Origin of the sequence: Hyphococcus luteus (genome assembly GCF_002943565.1) — a bacterium.
Taxonomy (GTDB): domain Bacteria; phylum Pseudomonadota; class Alphaproteobacteria; order Caulobacterales; family Parvularculaceae; genus Hyphococcus; species Hyphococcus luteus.
On record NZ_PJCH01000017.1, the window covers coordinates 90,388 to 114,571 of the forward strand.

At 61.2% G+C, this 24,184-nt stretch carries 32 protein-coding genes; 2 read left to right on the plus strand and 30 right to left on the minus strand.

What is annotated here, in order from left to right; genetic code table 11:
• Positions 1–9: 9 nt before the first annotated feature.
• The 29 genes from rpsK to rpsL form a co-directional block, all read right to left on the minus strand.
• Positions 10–405 (minus strand): 30S ribosomal protein S11, encoded by a 396-nt coding sequence (gene rpsK / locus CW354_RS20925; RefSeq protein ID WP_104832051.1) that lies wholly within the window; start codon positions 403–405, stop codon positions 10–12.
• Between the two features lie 12 nt (positions 406–417).
• Positions 418–786, minus strand: a complete 369-nt coding sequence (rpsM, locus tag CW354_RS20930; protein WP_104832052.1) for a 30S ribosomal protein S13 — start codon at positions 784–786, stop codon at positions 418–420.
• 230 nt (positions 787–1,016) lie between these two features.
• Complete coding sequence (locus CW354_RS20935) at positions 1,017–1,607, minus strand: adenylate kinase (protein ID WP_104832053.1); 591 nt, start codon at positions 1,605–1,607, stop codon at positions 1,017–1,019.
• Positions 1,604–2,944, minus strand: coding sequence for a preprotein translocase subunit SecY (gene secY, locus CW354_RS20940; RefSeq protein ID WP_104832054.1), 1,341 nt, complete (start codon positions 2,942–2,944; stop codon positions 1,604–1,606). The genes CW354_RS20935 and secY overlap by 4 nt, the downstream gene beginning before the upstream one ends.
• Before the next feature lie 110 nt (positions 2,945–3,054).
• A complete protein-coding gene (rplO, locus tag CW354_RS20945) occupies positions 3,055–3,525 on the minus strand; it encodes a 50S ribosomal protein L15 (RefSeq protein WP_104832055.1) in 471 nt (156 codons plus the stop codon).
• Between the two features lie 101 nt (positions 3,526–3,626).
• A complete protein-coding gene (rpmD, locus tag CW354_RS20950; RefSeq protein WP_104832056.1) occupies positions 3,627–3,815 on the minus strand; it encodes a 50S ribosomal protein L30 in 189 nt (62 codons plus the stop codon).
• Between the two features lie 11 nt (positions 3,816–3,826).
• Positions 3,827–4,411, minus strand: a complete 585-nt coding sequence (gene rpsE, locus CW354_RS20955) for a 30S ribosomal protein S5 (protein ID WP_104832057.1) — start codon at positions 4,409–4,411, stop codon at positions 3,827–3,829.
• Between the two features lie 12 nt (positions 4,412–4,423).
• Complete coding sequence (gene rplR / locus CW354_RS20960) at positions 4,424–4,777, minus strand: 50S ribosomal protein L18 (protein ID WP_104832058.1); 354 nt, start codon at positions 4,775–4,777, stop codon at positions 4,424–4,426.
• A 24-nt stretch (positions 4,778–4,801) separates the two neighbouring features.
• Complete coding sequence (rplF, locus tag CW354_RS20965; protein WP_104832059.1) at positions 4,802–5,335, minus strand: 50S ribosomal protein L6; 534 nt, start codon at positions 5,333–5,335, stop codon at positions 4,802–4,804.
• A gap of 17 nt (positions 5,336–5,352) precedes the next feature.
• Positions 5,353–5,751, minus strand: a complete 399-nt coding sequence (gene rpsH / locus CW354_RS20970) for a 30S ribosomal protein S8 (RefSeq protein ID WP_104832060.1) — start codon at positions 5,749–5,751, stop codon at positions 5,353–5,355.
• Between the two features lie 16 nt (positions 5,752–5,767).
• A complete protein-coding gene (rpsN, locus tag CW354_RS20975) occupies positions 5,768–6,073 on the minus strand; it encodes a 30S ribosomal protein S14 (protein ID WP_104832061.1) in 306 nt (101 codons plus the stop codon).
• Positions 6,074–6,131: 58 nt separating this feature from the next.
• A complete protein-coding gene (gene rplE, locus CW354_RS20980; protein WP_104832062.1) occupies positions 6,132–6,692 on the minus strand; it encodes a 50S ribosomal protein L5 in 561 nt (186 codons plus the stop codon).
• Positions 6,685–6,999, minus strand: a complete 315-nt coding sequence (gene rplX, locus CW354_RS20985; protein WP_104832063.1) for a 50S ribosomal protein L24 — start codon at positions 6,997–6,999, stop codon at positions 6,685–6,687. The genes rplE and rplX overlap by 8 nt, the downstream gene beginning before the upstream one ends.
• Positions 6,999–7,367: a 50S ribosomal protein L14 gene (gene rplN, locus CW354_RS20990; protein WP_104832064.1), complete on the minus strand. Its 369-nt coding sequence runs from the start codon at positions 7,365–7,367 to the stop codon at positions 6,999–7,001. The genes rplX and rplN overlap by 1 nt, the downstream gene beginning before the upstream one ends.
• 83 nt (positions 7,368–7,450) lie before the next feature.
• Positions 7,451–7,693, minus strand: a complete 243-nt coding sequence (rpsQ, locus tag CW354_RS20995; protein ID WP_104832065.1) for a 30S ribosomal protein S17 — start codon at positions 7,691–7,693, stop codon at positions 7,451–7,453.
• 17 nt (positions 7,694–7,710) lie between these two features.
• Positions 7,711–7,905: a 50S ribosomal protein L29 gene (rpmC, locus tag CW354_RS21000; RefSeq protein ID WP_104832066.1), complete on the minus strand. Its 195-nt coding sequence runs from the start codon at positions 7,903–7,905 to the stop codon at positions 7,711–7,713.
• A gap of 26 nt (positions 7,906–7,931) precedes the next feature.
• Entirely contained in the window at positions 7,932–8,345 is a 414-nt protein-coding gene (gene rplP / locus CW354_RS21005) for a 50S ribosomal protein L16 (RefSeq protein ID WP_104832067.1), read from the minus strand.
• A 36-nt stretch (positions 8,346–8,381) separates the two neighbouring features.
• Complete coding sequence (gene rpsC, locus CW354_RS21010; RefSeq protein ID WP_104832068.1) at positions 8,382–9,083, minus strand: 30S ribosomal protein S3; 702 nt, start codon at positions 9,081–9,083, stop codon at positions 8,382–8,384.
• Complete coding sequence (gene rplV, locus CW354_RS21015) at positions 9,083–9,463, minus strand: 50S ribosomal protein L22 (RefSeq protein WP_104832069.1); 381 nt, start codon at positions 9,461–9,463, stop codon at positions 9,083–9,085. Before rplV ends, rpsC begins: the two co-directional genes overlap by 1 nt.
• 2 nt (positions 9,464–9,465) lie before the next feature.
• Complete coding sequence (gene rpsS, locus CW354_RS21020; RefSeq protein WP_104832070.1) at positions 9,466–9,744, minus strand: 30S ribosomal protein S19; 279 nt, start codon at positions 9,742–9,744, stop codon at positions 9,466–9,468.
• A 17-nt stretch (positions 9,745–9,761) separates the two neighbouring features.
• A complete protein-coding gene (rplB, locus tag CW354_RS21025; RefSeq protein WP_104832071.1) occupies positions 9,762–10,601 on the minus strand; it encodes a 50S ribosomal protein L2 in 840 nt (279 codons plus the stop codon).
• A gap of 13 nt (positions 10,602–10,614) precedes the next feature.
• The gene (locus tag CW354_RS21030) at positions 10,615–10,929 is read right to left on the minus strand and encodes a 50S ribosomal protein L23 (protein ID WP_104832072.1); all 315 of its coding nucleotides are present in this window, start codon (positions 10,927–10,929) and stop codon (positions 10,615–10,617) included.
• Complete coding sequence (gene rplD / locus CW354_RS21035) at positions 10,926–11,543, minus strand: 50S ribosomal protein L4 (protein WP_104832073.1); 618 nt, start codon at positions 11,541–11,543, stop codon at positions 10,926–10,928. The genes CW354_RS21030 and rplD overlap by 4 nt, the downstream gene beginning before the upstream one ends.
• Positions 11,543–12,409 carry a 50S ribosomal protein L3 gene (gene rplC / locus CW354_RS21040; protein WP_104832074.1) on the minus strand — a complete coding sequence of 289 codons (867 nt, stop codon included), beginning with the start codon at positions 12,407–12,409 and terminating at the stop codon, positions 11,543–11,545. Before rplC ends, rplD begins: the two co-directional genes overlap by 1 nt.
• A gap of 12 nt (positions 12,410–12,421) precedes the next feature.
• The gene (gene rpsJ / locus CW354_RS21045; protein WP_104832075.1) at positions 12,422–12,733 is read right to left on the minus strand and encodes a 30S ribosomal protein S10; all 312 of its coding nucleotides are present in this window, start codon (positions 12,731–12,733) and stop codon (positions 12,422–12,424) included.
• A gap of 116 nt (positions 12,734–12,849) precedes the next feature.
• The gene (gene tuf, locus CW354_RS21050; protein WP_104832076.1) at positions 12,850–14,025 is read right to left on the minus strand and encodes an elongation factor Tu; all 1,176 of its coding nucleotides are present in this window, start codon (positions 14,023–14,025) and stop codon (positions 12,850–12,852) included.
• Positions 14,026–14,109: 84 nt separating this feature from the next.
• Entirely contained in the window at positions 14,110–16,188 is a 2,079-nt protein-coding gene (gene fusA / locus CW354_RS21055; RefSeq protein ID WP_104832077.1) for an elongation factor G, read from the minus strand.
• 30 nt (positions 16,189–16,218) lie between these two features.
• A complete protein-coding gene (gene rpsG, locus CW354_RS21060) occupies positions 16,219–16,689 on the minus strand; it encodes a 30S ribosomal protein S7 (RefSeq protein WP_104832078.1) in 471 nt (156 codons plus the stop codon).
• An 11-nt stretch (positions 16,690–16,700) separates the two neighbouring features.
• Complete coding sequence (rpsL, locus tag CW354_RS21065; protein WP_104832079.1) at positions 16,701–17,072, minus strand: 30S ribosomal protein S12; 372 nt, start codon at positions 17,070–17,072, stop codon at positions 16,701–16,703.
• Between the two features lie 437 nt (positions 17,073–17,509).
• Here rpsL and CW354_RS21070 point away from each other — a divergent pair, with 437 nt between their 5' ends.
• Together CW354_RS21070 and CW354_RS21075 are read left to right on the plus strand one after the other, a co-directional pair.
• Positions 17,510–18,784 carry a glycosyltransferase family 4 protein gene (locus tag CW354_RS21070; RefSeq protein WP_165793886.1) on the plus strand — a complete coding sequence of 425 codons (1,275 nt, stop codon included), beginning with the start codon at positions 17,510–17,512 and terminating at the stop codon, positions 18,782–18,784.
• Positions 18,781–19,860 carry a glycosyltransferase 61 family protein gene (locus tag CW354_RS21075; RefSeq protein WP_165793887.1) on the plus strand — a complete coding sequence of 360 codons (1,080 nt, stop codon included), beginning with the start codon at positions 18,781–18,783 and terminating at the stop codon, positions 19,858–19,860. The genes CW354_RS21070 and CW354_RS21075 overlap by 4 nt, the downstream gene beginning before the upstream one ends.
• A gap of 75 nt (positions 19,861–19,935) precedes the next feature.
• On the opposite strand, the gene rpoC is transcribed toward CW354_RS21075, so the two are convergent.
• Complete coding sequence (gene rpoC, locus CW354_RS21080; RefSeq protein ID WP_104832082.1) at positions 19,936–24,183, minus strand: DNA-directed RNA polymerase subunit beta'; 4,248 nt, start codon at positions 24,181–24,183, stop codon at positions 19,936–19,938.
• Between the last annotated feature and the right edge of the window lies 1 nt (position 24,184).

Below are 24,184 nucleotides of genomic sequence, written 5' to 3' on the forward strand. Positions count from 1 at the left end.
GTATCGAAATTAAACGCGGCGGCGCTTGCGGGGACGGCAGCCATTGTGGGGAATGGGCGTGACGTCATGGATGACCGTGACGGTGAGGCCCGCCGACTGCAGCGCGCGCAAAGCGCTTTCGCGGCCCGAACCCGGACCGCGCACTTCGACGCTGACCGTCTGCAGGCCGTGATCCATGGCTTTCTTGGCGGCGTCTTCGGCGGCGAGCTGCGCCGCATAAGGCGTCGATTTGCGCGAGCCTTTAAAGCCCATGCCGCCGGCGGAGGACCAGGAGATCGTATTGCCCTGTTCGTCCGAAACCGTGACCATGGTGTTGTTGAAGGAGGCGTTCACATGAACGACGCCCGTGGAGATGTTTTTGCGTTCGCGGCGTTTGACGCGCGTTCCGGCTGCTTGCTTCGCCATCTGTCCTGATCCTTACTTCTTCTTGCCGGCGATCGGCTTGGCGGGCCCTTTGCGCGTGCGGGCGTTGGTGTGGGTGCGCTGGCCGCGGACCGGCAGGCCGCGGCGGTGGCGAAGACCGCGATAGCAGCCCTGGTCCATCAGGCGCTTGATGTTCACCGCCACCTCGCGGCGAAGATCGCCTTCGACCATATAGTCGGTGTCGATGGTCTCGCGGATCTGCAAAACCTCCGAGTCAGACAATTCGTTGACGCGGCGTTCCGGCGCGATGCCGACTTTTTCGCAAATCTCGGCGGCTTTCGCCGCGCCGATGCCGTGAATATAGCGCAGCGCGATGGTAACGCGCTTGTTCGTCGGAATATTGACGCCTGCAATACGAGCCACAGGTAGTATCCTTCTTTTGCCTCTCGCCCCTTTTCCCTTGGCCGGGCCAACCATTTTAAAGGTCCGTTCGGACCCGCCTCTTACGCACTCAAAAGCCGCCTGTTTCCAAGCAACAACACCCGCGACGGCGTATAGGGATAAACCCTGCCGGGCGGGCGGTACTCCTTTTGGCGGAGAGCGCGTTGATAAGCCCACGCGCCGCCCGCCGTCAACCGTCTTCAGGGGCTAATTCAGCCCTGAATCGGGTCCAAAATCGCGTCTATGTCGGCGGAAACGGCCTCGACCGCTTTCATGCCGTCCACAGGGCGCAATTTGCCCTGCCCCGCGTAAAACGGGATCAAGGGCGCTGTCTGTTCGCGATAGACGCCGAGGCGCTTCGCAAAGGTCTCTTCATTGTCGTCGGCCCGGACCTCGCCGCCCTTTTCAAGGGTCTCCTTGATCCGGTTCCGGAGGCGGTCGAGGAGCGCCGCCTCGTCCACCTGAAGCTCGATCACCACGTCGACCGAGCGGCCTTTCTTAACCAGGATCTGGTCCAGCATCTCGGCCTGGGCCACGGTCCGGGGGAAGCCGTCCAGGAGGAAGCCGGGGGCGCAGTCATCCTGCTCGATCCGCTCCTCGATGATGGCCGCGACCACGTCGTCCGGCACCAGATTGCCCGCATCCATAATGGCTTTCGCCTTCTGGCCGACCGGCGTGCCGGCTTTCACGGCGGCGCGCAGCATGTCGCCGGTGGAAAGCTGGGGAATCCCGTAACGATCAACGATATGAGCGGCCTGGGTGCCTTTGCCGGCGCCCGGCGGCCCGAGAAAGATTACGATCATCGCCGGCCTCCCCGGAGCTTCGATTTCTTGATCAGGCTTTCATATTGCTGGGCGAGCAGGTGGCCTTGAATCTGGCCGACCGTGTCGAGGGTCACCGAAACCACGATCAGGAGCGACGTCCCCCCGATATAAACCGGGATCGTCTGGCTGTAGCTCGCTTTCAGGATTTCCGGCAGGATGCAGACGAAAGTCAGATACATTGCGCCGAGGACGGTCAGGCGGGTCAGGACATAGTCGAGATATTCCGCCGTGCGCGCGCCGGGGCGGTAGCCCTGAACGAAGCCGCCATATTTCTTCAGATTGTCCGCCACTTCTTCCACATTGAAGACGACCGAGGTGTAGACAAAGGTGAAACCGATGATCAGCGCCGCATAGAGCGCAATATAGGACGGACGGCCCGGGGCGAACAGGAAGGTCAGGTTCTGAAGCCACTCGGGCGAGCCCTCGCCAACCGCGCCAGCCGCCGTCGCCGGCAAAAGGAGCAGAGACGACGCGAAAATCGGCGGAATGACGCCGGAAACGTTGAGTTTCAGCGGCAGGTGGGATTTCTCCCCTTGCGTCATGCGCTGGCCGACCTGACGGCGCGGATACTGGACCAGAATCCGGCGCTGGGAGCGCTCCATGAAAACGACGAAGGCGATGAGCGAAAGCGCCAGCGCGGCGATGATGAGGATCGCGCCGCCGCCGACGCCGCCGCCGGCCCGGCCCTGATCGAGAAGCGCGGCGATCGCCCGCGGCAGCTCCGCAATGATGCCGGCGAAAATGATCAGCGAGACGCCGTTGCCGACGCCGCGCGCGGTGATCTGCTCGCCAAGCCAAAGAAGGAACATGACGCCACCGACGAGCGTGATCGTCGTCGTGAAGAGGAAGAACGGGCCCGGATTGATCACCGTGCCGGCCGTGGACTGCAGGCTGACCGCAATGAAATAGCCCTGCATGGTCGCCAGGAACACGGTCAGATAGCGGGTGTACTGGTTGATCTGGCGCCGGCCCTGTTCGCCTTCTTTCTTGATCTTTTCAAGCGAGGGAATGACCGCCGACATCAGCTGCATGATGATCGAGGCGGAGATATACGGCATGATGTTGAGGGCGAAGAGCGCCATGCGCTCGACAGCGCCGCCGGCGAAAATATTGAGCGTGCCGAGAAGGCCGCCCTGCTGGCTCTGAAACCCGCGGGCGAAGGCTTCCGGATCGACGCCCGGGATCGGAACGAAGGTGCCGAGGCGGTAGACGATGAGCGCGCCGAGGGTGAAGAGGAGCCGCTTCTTCAGCTCTTCCGCTTTCGCAAAAGACGAGAAGTTGATGTTCGACGCGAACTGTTCCGCTGCGGAAGTCATGTGCCTGTCACCTGTTCAGCTTGCCTTTTGGCGGGGCCCCGATGGGAAGCCATGTGGCGGCTGCGGACGGCGTCCGCAACCCTCAAGACCCCAAACAGCCTGTTCCGCCCCTATTCCGCCGACGCCGCGACCGTCACCGAGCCGCCCGCTTTCTCGACCGCGGCTTTCGCGCCGGCCGAAGCGTGGGCGACCTCGAGGGTCAGCTTGGATTTCAATTCGCCGACGCCGAGAAGACGCACGCCGTTTTTCGCGCGGCGGATGACGCCCGCCTGGACAAGCGCCGCCGCGTCGATGGTCTCGCCCGCATCGAGCTTGCCGGCGTCCACAGCGGCCTGAAGACGGCCGACATTGACTTCGACGAAAGATTGGCGATTCGGCTTTTTAAAGCCGCGCTTCGGCAGGCGCATGTAAAGCGGCATCTGGCCGCCTTCGTAATGGCGGATGCCGGTGACGCCGGAACGCGATTTTTGACCTTTGACGCCGCGTCCGCCGGTCTTGCCCTTGCCGGAGCCGATGCCGCGGCCGACGCGCATGCGGTTCTTGCGCGCGCCTTTATTGTCGGAAAGTTCGTTGAGTTTCATTTTCTTACCTCGACTTGCGACGGTTATTTCCAAAAAGGAAAGCCGCCTCGCCTGTTTGCGCCGAGAAGGCGCGTTTTATGAACGGGCCTCCGCCCGTTCGCCTATTTCTCTTCGACGATCTCCACCATGTGCGAGACCTTGCGGATCATGCCGCGCACGGCGGGCGTGTCTTCAAGCTCGCGCTCGCGGCCGATTTTGTTGAGGCCGAGACCGACAAGGGTCGCCCGCTGGTCTTGCGGACGGCGCGCTGCGCTGCCGGTCTGGCGGACTTTCAGCATTTTCTTCGCCATGAGGTCGCTCCTTACGCCGCGTCAGCCGCATCGGCGCCGCGGCCGCGCCCGGAAAGAATATCGGAGACCTTCTTGCCGCGCTTCGACGCCATGGTGCGCGGGCTGGTCTGGTTTTTCAGCGCGTCGACCGTGGCGCGCACCATGTTGTAGGGATTCGACGAGCCGACCGATTTGGCCACCACGTCCTGAACGCCGAGCGTTTCGAAAATCGCGCGCATCGGACCGCCGGCGATGATGCCGGTTCCCGGCGGCGCCGAACGCAGGAGAACCTTGCCTGCGCCCCAGCGGCCATGGGCGTCATGGTGCAGCGTGCGGCCTTCGCGCAGCGGCACGCGCACGAGATTGCGCTTGGCTTCCTGGGTCGCCTTGCGGATCGCTTCGGGCACTTCGCGGGCCTTGCCCTTGCCGAAACCGACGCGGCCCTTCTGGTCGCCGACAACGACGAGCGCGGCGAAACCGAAATTCTTGCCGCCCTTCACAACCTTCGCCACGCGGTTGATGGCGACCAGCTTGTCGACGAACTCGTCGCGTTCTTCGCGTTCGCCCCGGCCTCTGCCCTGACCGCGGCCGCGTCCACGTCCTTCTTCACGCGCCATGCTCGATGCTCCTTAAAAATTGAGGCCGGATTCGCGCGCGGCGTCCGCAAGCGCTTTTATCCGGCCGTGATACATATACCCGCCGCGATCGAACACGACATTCTTGACGCCCGCCTTGACCGCGCGCTCGGCGATCGCCTTGCCGACTTTCGCCGCCGCATCCTTGTCGGAGCCCTTGCCGAACTCTTTTTCAAGCGACGTGGCGGAGGCAAGCGTCTTGCCTTGCTTGTCGTCGATGATCTGCGCCGAGATGTTTTTCGACGACCGGTAGACCGACAGGCGCGGACGGTCCGTCGAGACGGAGTGAATCTTCTTCCGCGTGCGGCCCGCCCGGGAGATGTGTTGTTTTCTCTTTAGATCGGCCATTGCCCGATATCCTCTAGCGAAGCGTTACTTCTTCTTGCCTTCCTTGCGGAAGATATATTCGTCGGCGTATTTCACGCCCTTGCCTTTGTACGGCTCGGGCGGACGCATGCCGCGGATCTCCGCGGCGGCCTGTCCGACCTTTTGCTTGTCGATGCCGGAAAGAACGACTTCCGTCGGCTTCGGCGTCGCGATCTTGACGCCGTCCGGCGCCGGATAATCGATCTCGTGGCTGTAGCCGAGCGCCAGATTGAGGGACGTGCCCTTCATCTGCGCGCGATAGCCGACGCCGACGAGCTCGAGGGTTTTCGTGAACTCGTTCGCGACCCCCTCGAACATGTTGGCGATCTGCGTGCGGCTCATGCCCCACAGGGAGCGCGCCGGCTTGGAATCATTGACCGGCTTGACCGTCACGGCGTCGTCTTCGAGCGCAACCGTGCACAGATCGTTGACGACGAATTTCAATTCGCCTTTCGGACCCTTCGCGCTCACGGTCTGGCCGTCGACATTGACGGTCACGCCGCTCGGCACGGGGATCGATCTTTTACCAATGCGGGACATCTAACTTACTCCCAGCCTTAGTAGACTTCGCAGAGCACTTCGCCGCCGACATTGGCGTCGCGCGCAGCTGCGTCGGACATGACGCCCTTGGGCGTCGAGACGATGGAAATGCCGAGACCGTTGCGCACAGAGCTAAGGTCGCGGACAGACGAATAAACCCGGCGGCCCGGCTTGGAGATCCGCTTGATCTTCTGGATCACCGGCGCGCCTTCGTAATATTTCAGCTCGACTTCGAAGCTCGGCTTCTCGCCGTCTTTTTCGATGCGCGAATAGCCGCGGATGTAGCCTTCGGTCTCAAGGACGTCCAGCACCCAGCCACGCAGTTTCGAGGCCGGCACGGACATAATCGAATGCCGGCGCAGCTGTGCATTGCGAAGGCGGGTGATCAAATCGCCGATAGGATCATTGATAGCCATTGTTCTCCAGGCCCCCTTACCAGCTTGACTTCACGAGGCCTGGGATCTTCCCGGCCGAACCCAGTTGCCGCAGCGCAATGCGCGACATCTTCAGCTTGCGATAGTAGCCGCGCGGACGGCCCGTCACTTCGCAGCGGTTGCGGATGCGCGTCTTGGACGAGTTGCGCGGCAGTTCGGCAAGCTTCAGGGCCGCCATAAAGCGCTCTTCGCCCGGCTTGTCCTGATCCTTGATGACCGCTTTCAGCCGGTTGCGCTTGGACTCAAACTTTTTCGCCATGCGGCGGCGTTTGAGATCGCGCTCGACCATTGATTTCTTCGCCATGTCTTCTCCTTCTCAAGCCGGTTTCCGCGGGGGTCCGCGGACCTTGCCCAATGCCTTCCTATTTCCGGAACGGAAAGTTGAATTCCCGCAAGAGCTCGCGCGCTTCGTCGTCAGTGCGCGCCGTCGTGCAAACGATGATGTCCATGCCCCGGATCTTGTCGACCTTGTCGTAATCGATTTCCGGAAACACGATGTGTTCTTTCAGGCCCATCGCGTAATTGCCGCGCCCGTCAAAGCTCTTGGCGTTGAGGCCGCGGAAGTCGCGCACCCGCGGCAGCGCGATGGTGATGAGCCGGTCGAGAAACTCGTACATGCGGTCTTTGCGCAGCGTGACTTTCGCGCCCACCGGCATGCCTTCGCGCAGCTTGAAGCCGGCGATCGATTTCTTGGCCTTGGTGATCACCGGCTTCTGGCCGGAGATCAGCGTCAGGTCCGTCACCGCCGCGTCGACGGCCTTGCGGTCGTTGACAGCGTCGCCCACGCCCATATTGATGACGACCTTTTCGATCCACGGCGTCATCATCGGGTTCGGATAGCTGAATTTCTCGTTCAGCTTCCCGCGGATATCGTCGCGGTAAAGCGTCTTCAGACGCGGTTCATATGTGGTTGCTTCAGCCATCGATAACCTCACCGGACGCTTTTGCGACGCGGACTTTCTTTCCATCTTCGACCTTGAAGCCGACACGGGTCGCTTTGCCCGTAGACGGATCCTTCAGCGCCACATTCGACACATGGAGCGGCGCTTCGCGCGTAATGATGCCGCCTTCCTGTTGCGGCGTCTGGCGCTGATGCTTCTTGATCACGTTGACGCCGCGCACGACGACGCGGTCGGCTTTCGGCATGACCTCGATCACTTCGCCTTCCGCGCCGCGATCGCGGCCGGCGAGAACGATGACCTTATCGCCTTTTTTGATCTTCGCAGCCATTACAAGACCTCCGGGGCGAGCGACACGATCTTCATGTGCTTGGAGGCGCGCAGCTCGCGCGTCACCGGCCCGAAGATACGCGTGCCGATCGGCTCTTTGTTGTTGTTGATCAGGACGGCGGCGTTGCGGTCGAACCGGATGACCGATCCGTCGCGGCGCTTGATGTCCTTCGCCGTTCTGACGACCACGGCTTTCATGACCTGGCCTTTTTTCACGCGCCCGCGCGGAATCGCTTCCTTGACGGAGACGACGATAATATCGCCGACGCCGGCGTATTTGCGTTTCGCGCCGCCGAGCACCTTGATGCACTGAACGCGCTTGGCGCCGGAATTGTCGGCGACGTCCAAATTTGTCTGCATCTGGATCATGGGTGATCCTCCTGATGGGCCGTCACTGGCCCCGCTTCACTCTTTCCGGCCGCCCCTTATCCGAAGATCGGAGGCGGACGGGCTTAACCTTTCGACCCGAGGCCGATGACTTCCCAGCGCTTCAGTTTCGACTTCGGCGCGCATTCCTGAATCCGCACAAGATCGCCGACCTTGTATTCGTTTTCCGCGTCATGAGCGTGGAAACGGTTCGACCGGCGAACCGTCTTTTTAAAGAGCGGATGCGTGAACATACGGTCGACGCTCACGATCACCGTCTTGTCGCCCTTGTCGCTCACCACGGAGCCTTGCAGAATGCGTTTTGGCATGTCTTTGCCTCTTGTCCTTAGTTCGCCCGGGTCTTTTCGCCGAGGATGGTTTTGATCCGCGCGATGTCCTTGCGCACTTCGGAAATGCGCGCGGTTTTCTCAAGCTGGCCTGACGCTTGCTGGAAGCGCAGGTTGAACTGTTCTTTGCGGAGCTGAAGAAGACGATCCTTCAACTCGTCCGGCGTCATATCGCGGGCTTCGGTCGCGTTCATCTCAAATGCTCCTTACTTCGCCCCAATTACTCGCCAATGCGCGTCACGATGCGCGTCTTGACCGGCAGCTTCGCGGCGCCGAGGGTCAACGCTTCGCGAGCGACCTCGTCGGACACGCCGTCGAGTTCGAACATCACGCGGCCCGGCTTCACTTTCGCCGCCCAGTATTCGACAGAGCCCTTGCCCTTGCCCATGCGGACTTCGGTCGGCTTTTTCGACACCGGCACGTCGGGGAAGATGCGGATCCACACCCGGCCCTGACGTTTCATGGCGCGGGTGATGGCCCGGCGCGTCGCCTCGATCTGGCGCGCGGTGATCCGCTCCGGCTCCATGGCTTTGAGGCCGTGGGAGCCGAAATTGAGATCCGTCCCGCCCTTGGCGGCGCCTTTGATGCGGCCTTTGTGCATCTTGCGGAATTTTGTTTTCTTCGGCTGCAGCATGACTGAGACGCCTCCAAAACCTTTCTTTTGCGCGACTTAACTGTTGCGCTGCTGACCGACGCTGCCCGTCTGGGCTTCAATCAGCCGTTTTTCCTGACCCATGGGGTCGTGTTCCATGATCTCGCCCTTGAAGATCCAGACCTTGACGCCGATGGCGCCGTAGGTCGTCTGGGCGGTCGCGACGCCGTAATCGATGTCGGCGCGCAGCGTGTGAAGCGGCACGCGGCCCTCGCGGTACCATTCCATGCGCGCGATCTCCGCGCCGCCGAGACGGCCCGAAACATTGACGCGAATGCCGAGGGCGCCCATGCGCTGCGCGGTCTGCATGGCGCGCTTCATAGCGCGGCGGAACGCGACCCGGCGCTCAAGCTGCTGCGCGATGTTTTCGGCGACCAGCGTTGCGTCGATTTCCGGCTTGCGGATTTCGACGATGTTGAGGACCGTTTCCGAAGACGACAGTTTCGACAGCTCCTGACGCAGCTTCTCGATGTCCGCGCCCTTCTTGCCGATGACGACGCCCGGACGCGCGGTGTAGATCGTCACGCGGCATTTCTTGTGCGGACGCTCGATGACGATGCGCGACACGCCGGCCTGGTGCAGACGCTTTTCGAGATATCTGCGGATGCGCAGGTCTTCATGCAGCAAATCGCCATAGGCGGCTTTGCCGGCGAACCAGCGCGAGTCCCAGGTGCGGTTGATACCGAGGCGCAGACCGATCGGATTAACTTTCTGGCCCATTAAGCGGCCTCCTCGACTTCTTTCACGACAATGGTGATTTCCGAAAACGGTTTTTGAATTCTGCCGACGCGGCCCCTGGCGCGCGCTTTCCAGCGCTTCATGACCATGTTCTTGCCGACAAAGGCCTGATCGACGACGAGCGAGTCGATATCGAGGTCATGGTTGTTCTCGGCGTTCGCGATGGCGCTTTCCAGAACCTTCTTGACGTTCTGGGAGATGCGCTTGCGCGAAAAGGTGAGCTCCGCGAGCGCCTTCTCAACCGGCATGCCGCGGATGAGCTGCGCAACGAGGTTCAGCTTCTGCGGCGAGGTGCGGATCAGACGGCCCTTGGCCATCGCCGCTCCTTCGCTGACGCGCCGGGGATTTTTCTTCTGCCCCATGACTATTTCCTCTTCGCCTTCTTGTCCGCGCCGTGACCGTAATAGGACCGGGTCGGAGAGAATTCGCCGAATTTGTGCCCGACCATGTCTTCGGTGACATGAACCGGAATGAATTTCTGGCCGTTGTAAACGTTGAACGTCAGTCCGACGAATTGCGGCAGGATGGTCGAGCGGCGCGACCAGGATTTGATCCCGCCTTTGTGTTTGCCCTCCTGGCTCTCTTCCGCTTTCTTCAGGAGATAGCGGTCGACGAACGGGCCTTTCCAGACTGAACGTGGCATGTCGTTTTAACTCCGGCCTATTTCTTCTTCTTGCGCGCGTGACGCGAGCGCAAAATGAGTTTGTCAGTTGCTTTGTTCTTGCGGGTCTTGGCGCCCTTGGTCGGCTTGCCCCACGGGGTCACCGGGTGACGCCCGCCCGAGGTGCGGCCTTCGCCGCCGCCATGGGGGTGATCGACCGGGTTCATGACGACGCCGCGCACGGACGGACGCTTGCCCTTGTAGCGGTTGCGGCCGGCCTTGCCCGCCGACTGGTTCATGTGATCCGGGTTGGACACCGCGCCGATGGTCGCCATGCATTCGCCGGAAACGAGGCGAACCTCGCCCGATTGCATTCTGACCTGGGCCATGCCCGCATCGCGGCCGACCAGCTGAGCGTAGGAGCCGGCGGAGCGGGCGATCTGGCCGCCCTTGCCCGGCTTCAATTCCACATTGTGGACGATCGTGCCCACCGGGATCGACTTCAGCTTCATGGCGTTGCCCGGCTTCACGTCGACCTTTTCGCCGGCGATCACCTTGTCGCCCGCTTTGAGGCGCTGCGGCGCGAGGATGTAAGCCTGCTCGCCGTCGAGATATTTGACCAGCGCGATGAACGCCGTGCGGTTCGGATCATATTCGAGACGCTCGACCTTTGCTTCAACGCCAAACTTGTTCCGTTTGAAGTCGATGACGCGATAGGCCTTTTTCACGCCGCCGCCGCGGCGGCGCACGGTGATGCGGCCCGTATTGTTGCGCCCGGCGCTCTCCGAGAGGCCTTCGGTCAGCCCTTTGACGGGCTTGCCTTTCCAGAGTTCGCTTTTGTCCACCAGCACCAGCTGGCGGCGGCCCGGCGTCGTCGGTTTGAATTTTTTCAAAGCCATTTTTCAGTCCGCCTTAAAGTCCGGTCGTCACGTCGATCGTATGGCCCTCTTCGAGGGTCACGACCGCTTTTTTCACCGTGGAGCGCGTATAGGGCCGGCCACGGAACTGCTTGTTCTTGCCTTTGACGCGCAGGGTGTTCACGGCTTTCACTTTCACCTTGAACAGCGCCTCGACGGCTTCCTTGATCTCCGGCTTGGTGGCCGTGATCGGTGTCTGGAACACGACCTGATTGTGCTCCGCCGCGATCGTCGATTTCTCGGTGATCACCGGCGCAATCAGCGTGTTGTAATGGGCCTCGGCGGCCGTGGTGTCGGATTTCTTGCTCATTTGAGTCGAGCCTCCAGGCCTTCAACAGCCGCTTTCGTGAGGACCAGCTTGTCCTTGCGCAGGATGTCGTAAACATTCGCGCCGATGACCGGGAGCATGTCGATGCTCGCCAGGTTGCGCGTCGCAAGGCCGAAATTCTCATCCACCGACGCGTCGACGATCAGCGCGTTTTCGATGTTCATCTTTGCGAAAGCCTCGATCAGGCTCTTGGTCTTGGCTTCGGCGAGCTTTGCTTCGTCAATGACGATCAGCGAGCCTTCGGCGGCCTTGGCGGACAGCGCATGCTTGAGCGCAAGACGGCGAACCTTTTTCGGCAGGCCGATCTCATGGCTGCGCGGACGGGGCCCGTGGGCCTTGCCGCCGCCGCGGAATTGCGGGGCCGCGCGGTTGCCGTGACGGGCGCCGCCGCTTCCCTTTTGGCGGCCCCATTTCTTCGAGGTCATCTTGACCTCGCCGCGTTCTTTCGCCTTGTGCGTGCCTTGCTGGCGCTTGGCCAGCTGATAGACGACGCAGCGATGCAGAATGTCCGCACGCGGCTCGAGCCCGAAGATCGCCTCATCGAGATCGATGGAGCCGGCCTTCTTGTTATCCATGCTGAGGACGTCGGTTTTCATTATTCGTCCCCTTCCTTCTTCTCTTCTTCAGGGGCTTCTTCGACGCCTTCAGCGCCGGCCCCGGAATCCTGTTCTTCAAGCGCGGCGCGCTGCTGCGCAAGTTCTTCCTCGCGCTGGGCCGCCGCCGCCGCCTCTTCTTCCGCCGCAGCGGCCGCGGCGGCTTCTTCCGCCTGGCGCTTGGCTTCTTCAGCCGCGGATTTCAGCGCCGCCGGCAGAATGATGTTGTCGGGCGTCGGCTTTTTCACCGCGTCCTTGATCAGCACCCAGCCGCCTTTCGGCCCCGGCACGGCGCCTTTGATCAGGATAAGCCCCCGATCCGCATCGGTTTTGACGACCTGCAGGTTTTGGGTCGTCACCCGCGCGGCGCCGTAATGGCCGGCCATTTTCTTGCCTTTGAAGACCTTGCCCGGATCCTGGCATTGACCGGTGGAGCCGTGCGCGCGGTGCGAGATCGAGACGCCGTGCGTGGCGCGAAGCCCGCCGAAATTCCAGCGCTTCATGGCGCCGGCGAAGCCCTTGCCGATGGAGGTGCCGGTGACGTCCACGAACTGGCCTTCGAAATAATGGTCGGCCGTGATCTCTTCGCCGACATTGATCATGTTGTCTTCCGAAACGCGGAACTCGGCCACTTTGGCTTTCGGCTCCACATTGGCTTTCGCGAACTGGCCGCGCTCGGCCTTGGTGGCGCGCTTGGCTTTCTTCTTGCCGGCGCCGAGCTGAACGGCGGTGTAGCCGTTCTTGTCGGCGGTGCGCTGGCCCACGACCTGGCAGGCGTCGAGCTGCATCACCGTCACCGGCAGGTGATCGCCGCCCTCGGTGAAGATGCGGGTCATCCCGACCTTTTTCGCAATTAATCCCGTGCGCATTTCCAGTGCTCCTTAAGCGCCAAGCTTGATTTCGACGTCGACGCCGGCCGAGAGGTCGAGTTTCATCAGCGCATCAACCGTTTGCGGCGTCGGATCGACAATGTCGAGCATGCGCTTGTGAGTGCGCATTTCGAACTGCTCACGGCTTTTCTTATCGATATGCGGCGACCGGTTGACCGTGTAACGCTCGATGCGGGTCGGCAGCGGGATCGGCCCGCGCACATTCGCGCCCGTGCGTTTCGCCGTATTGACGATTTCCTGCGTCGAAGCGTCGAGCACGCGATGATCAAACGCCTTCAGTCTGATGCGGATATTCTGTTGCATTTTTCGGTCGCTTTGCTTTCGGGTCTACGCTTCGCTCTTTAAAACTTTCCGGACCTTAATTCCGGAGTCGAAAACGCGGACCGGCCATAAACCGGTCCGCGCTATTTTCATGCCTGCTACTCGATGATCTTCGAGACAATGCCGGCGCCGACGGTGCGGCCGCCTTCACGGATAGCGAAGCGGAGCTTCTCTTCCATGGCGATCGGCACGATCAGTTCGACATTCAGCTCGGCGTTGTCGCCCGGCATCACCATTTCCGTGCCTTCTTTCAGCGTCACGACGCCGGTCACGTCGGTCGTGCGGAAATAGAACTGCGGACGGTAGTTGGTGAAGAACGGGGTGTGACGGCCGCCTTCTTCTTTCGTCAGAATGTAGGCTTCGGCCACGAATTTCGTGTGCGGGGTCACGGAGCCCGGCTTGCAGAGAACCTGGCCGCGCTCGACCGCGTCACGTTCGATGCCGCGAAGCAGAACGCCGACATTGTCGCCCGCTTCGCCGCGGTCAAGCAGCTTGCGGAACATTTCAACGCCCGTGCAGGTGGTTTTCTTGGTGTCTTTGATGCCGACGATTTCAAGCTCGTCGCCGACGGTGACGACGCCGCGCTCGACACGGCCGGTCACGACGGTGCCGCGGCCGGAGATCGAGAACACGTCTTCGATCGGCAGCAGGAACGGCTGGTCGACCGGACGATCCGGGGTCGGGATGTATTCGTCGACGGCTTTCATCAGCTCTTTGATGGAGTTTTCGCCGATTTCCGGATCGCGGCCTTCAAGCGCGGCGAGCGCCGAGCCTTTGATGATCGGAATATCGTCGCCCGGGAATTCGTAAGAGGACAGAAGTTCGCGGACTTCCATTTCCACGAGCTCGAGAAGTTCTTCGTCGTCGACCTGGTCGACTTTGTTGAGATAAACGACGATCGCCGGCACGCCGACCTGACGCGCAAGCAGGATGTGCTCGCGGGTCTGCGGCATCGGGCCGTCGGCGGCGTTCACAACGAGGATCGCGCCGTCCATCTGCGCCGCGCCGGTGATCATGTTTTTCACATAGTCGGCGTGGCCGGGGCAGTCGACGTGTGCGTAGTGACGGTTTTCCGTTTCATACTCGACGTGCGCCGTAGAGATGGTGATGCCGCGCGCCTTTTCTTCCGGCGCGGCGTCAATCTGATCATAGGCCTGGAAGTCACCGAAATATTTGGTGATCGCAGCCGTCAGGGTCGTCTTGCCGTGGTCGACGTGACCAATCGTGCCAATGTTGGCGTGCGGCTTATTACGTTCAAACTTTGCCTTCGACATTTCACTTCTCTCCGTCTTCTTTGACGTCTGTCGTTAAACCTTATCGCCCGGTTCTGCTTACTGGCGGGCGCCTTCGCGTGTCGGCTAGCCTGCCAGCTTCGCCTTAACTTCGTCTTCGACCGCTTTCGGCACGCGCTCATAATGATCGAACTGCATCGTGTACTGAGCGCGACCCTGGGTCGCCGAGCGAAGATTGTTCACATAGCCAAACATGTTGGCGAGCGGCACCATGGCGTGCACCACATTGGCGTTGCCGCGCATTTCCTGGTCCTGGATCTGCCCGCGCCGCGAGTTGAGGTCGCCGATGACCGTGCCGGTGTATTCTTCCGGGGTCACGACCTCGACCTTCATGACCGGCTCGAGAAGCGCAAGCCCCAGCGCCGGCTTGTTTTCGCGGAACGCTGCGCGCGACGCGATTTCGAACGCGAGCACGGATGAGTCAACATCGTGGAAGGCGCCGTCATAAAGCTCGACTTTGAAGTCGAGGATCGGGAAGCCGACCAGGAGACCTGTCTCGCGGATCGAATTGATGCCTTTTTCGACGCCGGGGATGTATTCCTTGGGAATGGACCCGCCGACGATCTGGCTTTCGAAGGAGTAGCCCGTGCCCGGCTCCTGCGGAATGACGCGGAACTTGATGCGCGCGAACTGGCCCGACCCGCCGGACTGTTTTTTGTGGGTGTAGTCGATATCCGCTTCTTTGGTGATCGTTTCGCGATAGGCCACCTGCGGCGCGCCGATATTGGCTTCGACTTTGAATTCGCGCTTCATGCGATCGACGAGAATGTCGAGGTGAAGCTCGCCCATGCCCTTGATGATGGTCTGGCCGGACTCTTCATCGGTGGAGACGCGGAAGGACGGGTCTTCGGCGGCGAGACGCTGCAGCGCGAGGCCCATCTTTTCCTGGTCGGCCTTGGTTTTCGGCTCGACGGCGAGCTCGATGACCGGCTCGGGAAATTCCATGCGCTCGAGAATGACCGGCTTCGCGGGATCGCAGAGCGTGTCGCCCGTGGTCGTGTCTTTCAGGCCGACAATGGCGATGATGTCGCCCGCATAGGCCTCTTTGATCTCTTCGCGGCTGTTGGAGTGCATTTGCAGCATCCGGCCGGCGCGTTCTTTCTTGCCTTTCACCGTGTTCAGCACCTGCGACCCGGCTTCGAGCTTGCCCGAATAAATCCGGCAGAAAGTGAGCGAACCCACAAACGGGTCGTTCATCACTTTAAAGGCCAGCATGGAGAGCGGCTCGTCGTCGGACGATTTGCGCACCACTTCTTCTTCGCTGTCCGGCAGCACGCCCTTGATTGGCTTCACTTCGACCGGGCTCGGCAGATAGTCGACAACCGCGTCGAGCATCGGCTGAACGCCCTTGTTCTTGAAGGCCGAGCCGCACAGCACCGGGTGGAACTCAACCGAGCAGGTGCCTTTGCGGATAAGACGCTTCAGCGTGTCCACGTCCGGCTCGTTGCCTTCGAGATAGGCTTCCATCGCCTCTTCGTCGATTTCAACGACGGTCTCGATCATCTGCTCGCGATATTCCTTGGCCTTCTCGACGAGATCGGCCGGAATCTCTTCTTCGTGGAAAGCGGCGCCGAGACCCTCCTCTTCCCAGATGATGGCTTTCATCGTGAGAAGATCGACAACGCCTTGAAAATTGCTTTCCGCGCCTACGGGCAGCTGAAGAATGACCGTCTTCGCAGCGAGGCGTTTGTGGATGGTGTCCACGGAATAATAGAAGTCCGCGCCGAGCTTATCCATCTTGTTGATGAAGAAGATGCGCGGAACCTGGTACTTGTCGCCCTGGCGCCAGACCGTTTCGGTTTGCGGCTCGACGCCGGCGTTGGCGTCGAGAAGCGCGACCGCCCCGTCCAGCACGCGAAGCGAACGCTCGACTTCGATGGTGAAGTCGACGTGGCCTGGGGTGTCGATAATGTTGAGGCGCTTGTCTTTCCAGGCGCAGGTCGTCGCGGCCGAGGTGATGGTGATCCCCCGCTCCTGCTCCTGCTCCATCCAGTCCATGGTCGCGGCGCCGTCATGGACTTCGCCGATTTTGTGAGACTTGCCGGTGTAATAAAGGACACGCTCGGTCGTCGTCGTTTTGCCCGCATCGATGTGGGCCATGATGCCGAAGTTCCGGTAGTCCTCGATTTTATGCGTGCGGGTCATGACTGACGGCCTTAACTCGTTTGAATTCCGTTACCAGCGATAATGCGAGAACGCGCGGTTGGCTTCGGCCATCCGGTGCGTGTCTTCGCGCTTCTTGACGGCCGCGCCCCGGTTCTGGGCGGCGTCCATCAACTCGTTCGAAAGCTTGTCGACCATGGTCGTTTCATTGCGCGAACGGGCCGCGGCGATGATCCAGCGCATGGCGAGCGCCAGCTTGCGGTCCGGACGGACCTCAACCGGCACCTGATAGGTCGCGCCGCCGACCCGGCGGGAGCGAACCTCGATGGCGGGCGTCACATTGTCGAGCGCTTCCTTGAACAGCTCGACCGGCGGACGGCGCAGCTTGTCTTCGATCTTGTCGAAGGCGCCGTAGACGATCTTTTCGGCCGCCGGCTTTTTGCCGTCGACCATGACGTAGTTCATGAATTTCGAAACGGTCTTGTCGCCGAACTTCGGGTCCGGATGAACGACGCGTTTGTCTGCGCGGTGACGACGTGACATCTCTTAATCCCTTACTTCGGACGCTTGGCGCCGTATTTCGAACGGCGCTGTTTGCGGTCTTTCACGCCTTGCGTGTCAAGCACGCCGCGCACGATGTGATAGCGAACGCCCGGAAGGTCTTTCACGCGGCCGCCGCGGATCAGCACCACCGAGTGCTCCTGCAGATTGTGGCCTTCGCCCGGGATGTAGCCGATGACTTCATAGCCGTTGGTCAGACGGATTTTCGCGACTTTCCGGAGCGCCGAGTTCGGCTTCTTCGGCGTCGTCGTGTAGACGCGCGTGCACACGCCGCGCTTTTGAGGATTGCCCTCAAGCGCCGGCACTTTGTTGATTGCGCGTTTCGGCTTCCGCGGTTTGCGGATCAATTGTTGTATCGTCGGCATCCGTTTCCGTCTCTCCGGGCTTGGCCTTCGCTTTTCGCGGGCGGCGGCCCTAAAATTCGAACGCGGCATGAACGCAGCCGTCCATGACGCAAACGAGCGGAGCCCCGTCAGGCGGAACGCCGCTCAAAAAACCTGGCACTGTCATCAGCTAAAAGCGGCTGCGTTTCAGGGTCTTTTCCAAAGGAAAAGAGCTGACGGCCAGCCATTCAGCGGCGCGAGACATAACCTTGCGAATCGCGGGGGTCAATACGGTTTTAAGATTTTTCACTCAAGCCGGGCGCTTTTTTGCCTCACTAGCGGGCTGGGCGAAAAATTGGGCGTTTTCTTGCATATTCGCGTGCGCAATAGACCCATCTTGCGCCATAGAGGCGTAAATGCAAACCAGCTTTAGTGGGGACTTGCCGAGATTGCGCCCGCCCCGACGCCGGAGCCAGCTAATGACCGTATTCGAAGAGCCGATTCTCGCCATCCCGGAGGACGCCGGGGCGCGTTTGCGCGAATCGCTGGGTCTCGCCCCCGACGAGCCGGCCCGGCTCGCCTATCTGCCCGGCCCGGGAGACGTCTACGGCACCTTCCGCCACTGGCGGGAAGGCCGGCACGATCCGCGCTCCCCCACCGTCACCTATTCCCTGCAGTTTTACGAATTCTGCGAGACGGCCAGCTGCGAGGGTCTTTTAATCTCTTATTCCGCCGAGGGCGCTCCGACCATCGCGGACGGCGGCTACACCTTCGTTAACATCGCCCACACGCCGGGCGCCGGGACCGCCTCTTATTATGCCAGCCGCTATCAATACGCCCAAAGCTGCCTTAAGGCCCTCAACGCGTTCAAACCCCACGCGACCATCCTTTCCAGCGACTTCGACTGGCAATATCTGGCGCAAGCCAAGCGCGCAGCCGGCCGCCTGATCCTGTCGATCCATAATACAAGATGGCCCATGGGGGCCGAGCATCTCAGCCTGCGCCAGAAACTGGGGAATGCTGGCTACCGGCTGGCGCTCCGGTCGGCGGATGCCGCGGTCTGCACCTCCCATGAGTGCGAAAGGCAGACGAAGCAGTTGTCCGGGGACGATTTCCCGACTTTCGTGGAAACGCCGCAATTGGCCATCCGCAAGACCGCCGGCCAGGGTCCCCGCCCCGCCCCGTCGCCGACCGGCGGGCGGCTTATGTTTCTGGGGCGCCTTGAACAGTCGAAAGGAGTCTTCGATCTGCTCGAGGCGTATTCCCGGCTTCGCGCGAACCGCCCGGATCTGGAGCTTGTCTATGCCGGCGGCGGCGGCGCGCTCGCGCCGCTTCGCGAGGCTATCGCCGAAAAGAAACTGGACGGTCAGGTCCGGGCCCTCGGCCAGCTGGGCTCGGACGAAGTCCACGCCGAGCTCGCCAAGGCGGACCTTGTCGTCTGCCCGACACGCACCGACTTCAAGGAAGGGCTCGCTCTCGTCTGTTTCGAGGCCGCCGCGCATGGCGCGCCCTCCGTCATGAGCTCCGTCGTGCCGGCGCAGGATCTCCTGCAGGGCGCCTGCGTCGTCTATCCAGCCAATGACGCAGCTGCGCTGGCGCACGCGATCGGGGAAACGCTTTCCGATCCGGAACGCTATGAAAGGCTCAGCGCCCTTTGCCGGAAGCGCGCCAAAATCACGTTCGACCGCTCGCGATCATGGGGGGCTCAACTTTACAAGGCCTTGGTCGCCGCCGGCTGGAAACAGCCTCAATGAATCCGATGATCCGTCTTCGTCCTTATACCAACGCAGCAATGAAGCGTTTGCGGCGGCCGCCGGCCTTTGTCGAATCCGCCACGCAGTCGATCATCCTTGAACCCGAAATGAAAATGACTCATCGGCCTCCGCTATTAATAAACGGAGAGATGGATCGGGTCACCGGCTTTTCGCCTGGCGATACTTTTGACAGAGCGAAAGCTTTAATCTTTGGCGGCGAAGTCACAAAAGCTCCGCTCATCCGATATGAGTTCAAGAATATCCTCGTCTATCCGACCGGTTTAAGCACAGAAGCCGCAAACTACATGCGCAGTCTGTCTCTACCTCATCGGGAGCTTATGAGCGGAAAGCTCACGCGGCTGCCGAAAGCGCTCTCTACGCATACATCAGTAAGCGTACGTTATTTCGGTCACTGGCTGGGCGATTCCTGCCCGACGGCTCTCTTAAAAGAAGAGGATGAAGCCCTGTTGATGACCAATAAGGACGAATGGCCGCACACGGCGGAATACTCGCATCTGTTCGGACTGACGCCAGAGGCTCCGGGCGTTTATCACGTTGAAACTTTGTCCTGGGTGCACGACATCGGACAGGGCGAAAACCGCGCCAGACGCTGCCGGGAACTACGCCGGCGTTTGCGCGCCCATGATGATCTGAAGGAAGAAAAGGCGGGCGGCGGGCTTGTTTACTTGCGGCGCGGCCTGTCTGGCGTGCGGCGTGAAATCGCCCACGAAGATGAATTGATCGCCCGCCTTGCCGCTAAGGGCTTCAAGATCCTTGATATTACCGGGCTCAGCGCTCGCGACTTGCTGCGCCAGGCGCTCGACGCAGAGATCTGCGTCACGATCGACGGCAGTCACATGGATCACGCGCACTATTTTCTAAAAGAGCACGGACTATTGCTCGTCATTCAGCCATCGGACAGGTTTTGCTTAGCTCCTTTGGAACGGGCTGACGCATTTGGACTTAATACCGCTTTTATCGTCGCGGACGCCTCCCCCGACGGCTATGTCGTGGACGCCGACAAGATCCTCAGAACGATTGACCTTTGGCGCAAGCAAAAGGCGGCGACCGCCTGACCTCGCCCTTAATAAGGAAAAGGCTTTCCGGATGACCGGAAAGCCTTTTCGATTTCAAGCCATGCAGAATGCGCCCTACTCGGCTGCGTCCTGACTTGCCGGCTCGGCTTCGGCTTCAGCTTCCGCTTCAGCGGCTTCGACCGACGGCGCTTCGAGCGCCGGCGCATCCGAGACCCCGGCGCGTTTCTGGCGTTCTTCGAGCAGCACCTCGTCGCGGCGTTCGGCCTCGACCTGATGCTTGGACATGGCCCCGCCGGTGCCCGCCGGGATCAGCCGGCCGACAATGACGTTTTCTTTCAGGCCCTCAAGCGTGTCGACCTTGCCGTTGACGGCGGCGTCGGTGAGGACGCGGGTCGTCTCCTGGAAGGAGGCGGCCGAGATGAAGGACCGGGTCTGGAGCGAGGCCTTGGTGATCCCGAGGAGGACCGGCACAGCCTGCGCCGGCTTCTTGCCCTGATCCTCAAGCTTGGCGTTGGTCTCCTCGAATTCGAGCTTGTCGACCTGCTCTTCTTTCAGGAACAGCGACTCGCCCGGATCGGTGATTTCCACCTTCTGCAGCATCTGGCGGACGATCACCTCGATATGCTTGTCGTTAATCGGCACGCCCTGCAGACGGTAGACTTCCTGGATTTCGTCGATGAGGAAGTCGGCGAGCGCCTCGATCCCCATGATCGCCAGAATGTCGTGCGGCGCCGGATTGCCGTCCATAAGATATTCGCCCTTGGCGATGAAGTCGCCGTCCTGAACCGCGATGTGGCGGCCTTTCGGGACGAGATAATCGGAGGGCTCAAGGCTCTCATCGGTCGGAATGATCCGGATGCGGCGCTTGTTCTTGTAATCGCGGCCGAACTCAACGCGGCCGTCGACATCGGCGATGATCGCGTGATCTTTCGGACGGCGCGCTTCGAAGAGCTCCGCGACCCGCGGCAGACCGCCGGTGATGTCGCGCGTTTTGGCGCCTTCGGTCGGGATACGCGCCAGCGCGTCGCCCGGATTGATGTCTTCGCCGTCTTCGACGGAGAGAATGGCGTCCACAGGCAGCATGTAGCGCGCCTCGCCGCCGGTGGAGAGCTTTAAGGGCTCGCCCTTGTCGTCGACAATGACGATCGCCGGCTTCAAGTCGGCGGCGCGCGGGTTCGCCCGCCAGTCGGTGACGACGCGGCTGGCGATGCCGGTGGCCTCGTCGGCGACGACCTGCATGGAAAAGCCTTCCTGCAGGTCTTCGAACTTAATCTTGCCCGCAACCTCGGTGAGGATCGGCATGGTGTAGGGATCCCAGTCAGCGAGACGCTGGCCGCGGGTGACCTTGTCGCCATCGCCCACGCGCAGCTTGGCGCCGTAGGAAATCTTGTAGGAGGCGTGCTCCTTGCCCTCGCTGTCGAGTATCTTCACCAGCGTGTTGCGGCCCATGACGACGAAGTCGTTCTGGGAGTCTTTGAGGACGCTGCCGCCTTCGAGCTTGATGACGCCTTCATGGCTCGCCTCGATGAACGAGGTGTCGCCAACCTGCGCCGTGCCGCCCACGTGGAAGGTCCGCATGGTGAGCTGCGTGCCCGGCTCGCCGATGGACTGCGCCGCGATGACGCCGACGCTCTCGCCGATATTCACCGGACAGCCGCGCGCCAGGTCGCGGCCATAACACTTGGCGCAGACGCCGACTTTGGAATCGCAGGTCAGAACCGAGCGCACACGGATTTTCTGGAGCCCGGCGCCTTCGATCTCTTCGGCCTGCGCTTCGTCGACTTCGTCATTGGCCTTGCCGAGAATCTCGCCCGTTTCCGGATGCGCGACATCTTCAAGCAATGTGCGGCCGAGAATGATCTGCGACAGGGGAACGACGATCTCGCCCGACTGCACGACGGCTTCCATGGTGATGCCGTTTTCCGTGCCGCAATCGATCTCGCGCACGATGCAGTCCTGCGCCACGTCGACGAGGCGGCGGGTGAGATAGCCAGAGTTCGCCGTTTTCAAGGCGGTGTCCGCAAGCCCCTTCCGGGCGCCGTGGGTCGAGTTGAAGTACTCGAGCACGGTGAGGCCTTCCTTGAAGTTCGAGGTGATCGGCGTTTCGATGATCTCGCCCGACGGTTTCGCCATCAGGCCGCGCATGGCGCCGAGCTGGCGCATCTGGGTCGGCGACCCGCGCGCGCCCGAATGCGACATCATATAGATCGAGTTCGGCTCGAGCTGGCGACCCGATTCCGGATCGTATTTGGTCTCGGAAATCTCCTCCATCATCGCATCGGCGATTTTGTCGGTGCACTTCGCCCAGGCGTCGATAACCTTGTTGTATTTCTCGCCGCGGGTGATGAGGCCTTCCGCATATTGCGATTCAAATTCGGAAACCTGCGAGCGGGTTTCGTCGACCAGCCCCTTCTTCGCCGCCGGAATGACGACGTCGTCCTTGCCGAAGGAAATGCCCGCTTTGCAGGCTTCCTTGAAGCCGAGATCCATAATGTGGTCGGCGAAAATCACCGTCTTTTTCTGACCGCAATGGCGGTAGACGATGTCAATAAGGCCCTGAATCGTCTTCTTCGTCAGAAGCTGGTTGATCACCGAGAACGGCACGTTGGAATTAATCGGCAGGACCTGCGCCACCTTCATGCGGCCGGGGGTCGTCTCGACGAGTTCGCAGATCTCCTCGCCTTTCTCGTCAACGCCTTCCCAGCGCGCTTTGATCTTGGTGTGCAGCGTGACGACGCCGGCGTCGAGCGCGTGCTCGATTTCCTGGATCGTGCCGAAGACCTTGCCCTCGCCCGGCTCGCCCTCTATTTCCATGGTGATGTAATAAAGCCCGAGAACGATGTCCTGGGACGGCACGATGATCGGCTTGCCGTTGGCGGGCGACAGGATGTTGTTCGTCGACATCATCAGGACGCGCGCTTCGAGCTGCGCTTCGAGCGACAAGGGGACGTGCACGGCCATCTGGTCGCCGTCGAAGTCGGCGTTGAAGGCGGTGCAGACCAGCGGGTGAAGCTGGATCGCCTTGCCTTCGATGAGTTTGGGCTCGAACGCCTGAATGCCGAGACGGTGCAGCGTCGGCGCGCGGTTCAAAAGAACCGGGTGCTCGCGAATGACCTCGTCGAGAATGTCCCAGACTTCGGGGCGTTCTTTTTCGACGAGCTTTTTCGCCTGCTTGACGGTCGCGGAAAGACCTTTGGCGTCGAGGCGCGAATAGATGAACGGTTTGAAGAGCTCGAGCGCCATCTTCTTCGGCAGGCCGCACTCGTGAAGCTTGAGCTCCGGGCCGACCACGATCACCGAACGGCCGGAATAGTCGACGCGCTTGCCGAGCAGGTTCTGGCGGAAACGGCCCTGTTTGCCTTTCAGCATGTCGGAGAGCGACTTCAAGGGGCGCTTGTTGGTGCCCGTGATGACGCGCCCGCGGCGGCCATTGTCGAAGAGGGCGTCGACAGACTCCTGGAGCATGCGCTTTTCGTTGCGCACGATGATGTCCGGCGCGCGCAGCTCGATCAGGCGCTTCAGGCGGTTGTTGCGGTTGATGACCCGGCGATAGAGATCGTTGAGGTCGGACGTTGCGAAGCGGCCGCCGTCGAGCGGAACCAGCGGGCGCAGCTCCGGCGGGATCACCGGCACGACCGTCATGATCATCCATTCCGGGCGGTTGCCGGATTCGAGGAAGGCCGTGATCAGCTTCAGGCGCTTGGCGAGCTTTTTGGTTTTGAGCTCGGACGTCGATTCGGAAATATCGACACGCAGCTTTTCAACCTCAGCCTCCATATCGATGTTGGTGAGGATTTCGCGGATCGCCTCGGCGCCGATGCCGGCGGTGAACGAGTCCTCGCCGAACTCTTCCTGGGCCTGAAGATATTCTTCTTCAGTCAGAAGCTGGTTCGGCGTGAGATTCGTCAGGCCCGGCTCGATGACGATATGCTGTTCGAAATAGAGAACGCGCTCCACATCCTTCAGCGTCATGTCGAGCATCAGCGAAATGCGGGACGGCAGCGACTTCAGGAACCAGATATGGGCGCAAGGCGCGGCGAGCTCGATATGGCCCATGCGCTCGCGGCGAACCTTGGTAAGCGTCACCTCGACGCCGCACTTCTCGCAGACGATGCCTTTGTATTTCATGCGCTTGTACTTGCCGCACAAGCATTCGTAATCCTTCGTCGGGCCGAAGATGCGGGCGCAGAACAGCCCGTCCCGCTCCGGCTTGAAGGTGCGGTAGTTGATGGTTTCGGGCTTTTTGATCTCGCCGAACGACCAGGAGAGAATTTTCTCCGGACTCGCGAGCGAAATGCGGATCTTGTTGAACGTCTGCGCGGGCGCAGTGGGATTGAATACGTTCAGCAGTTCCTGTGACATG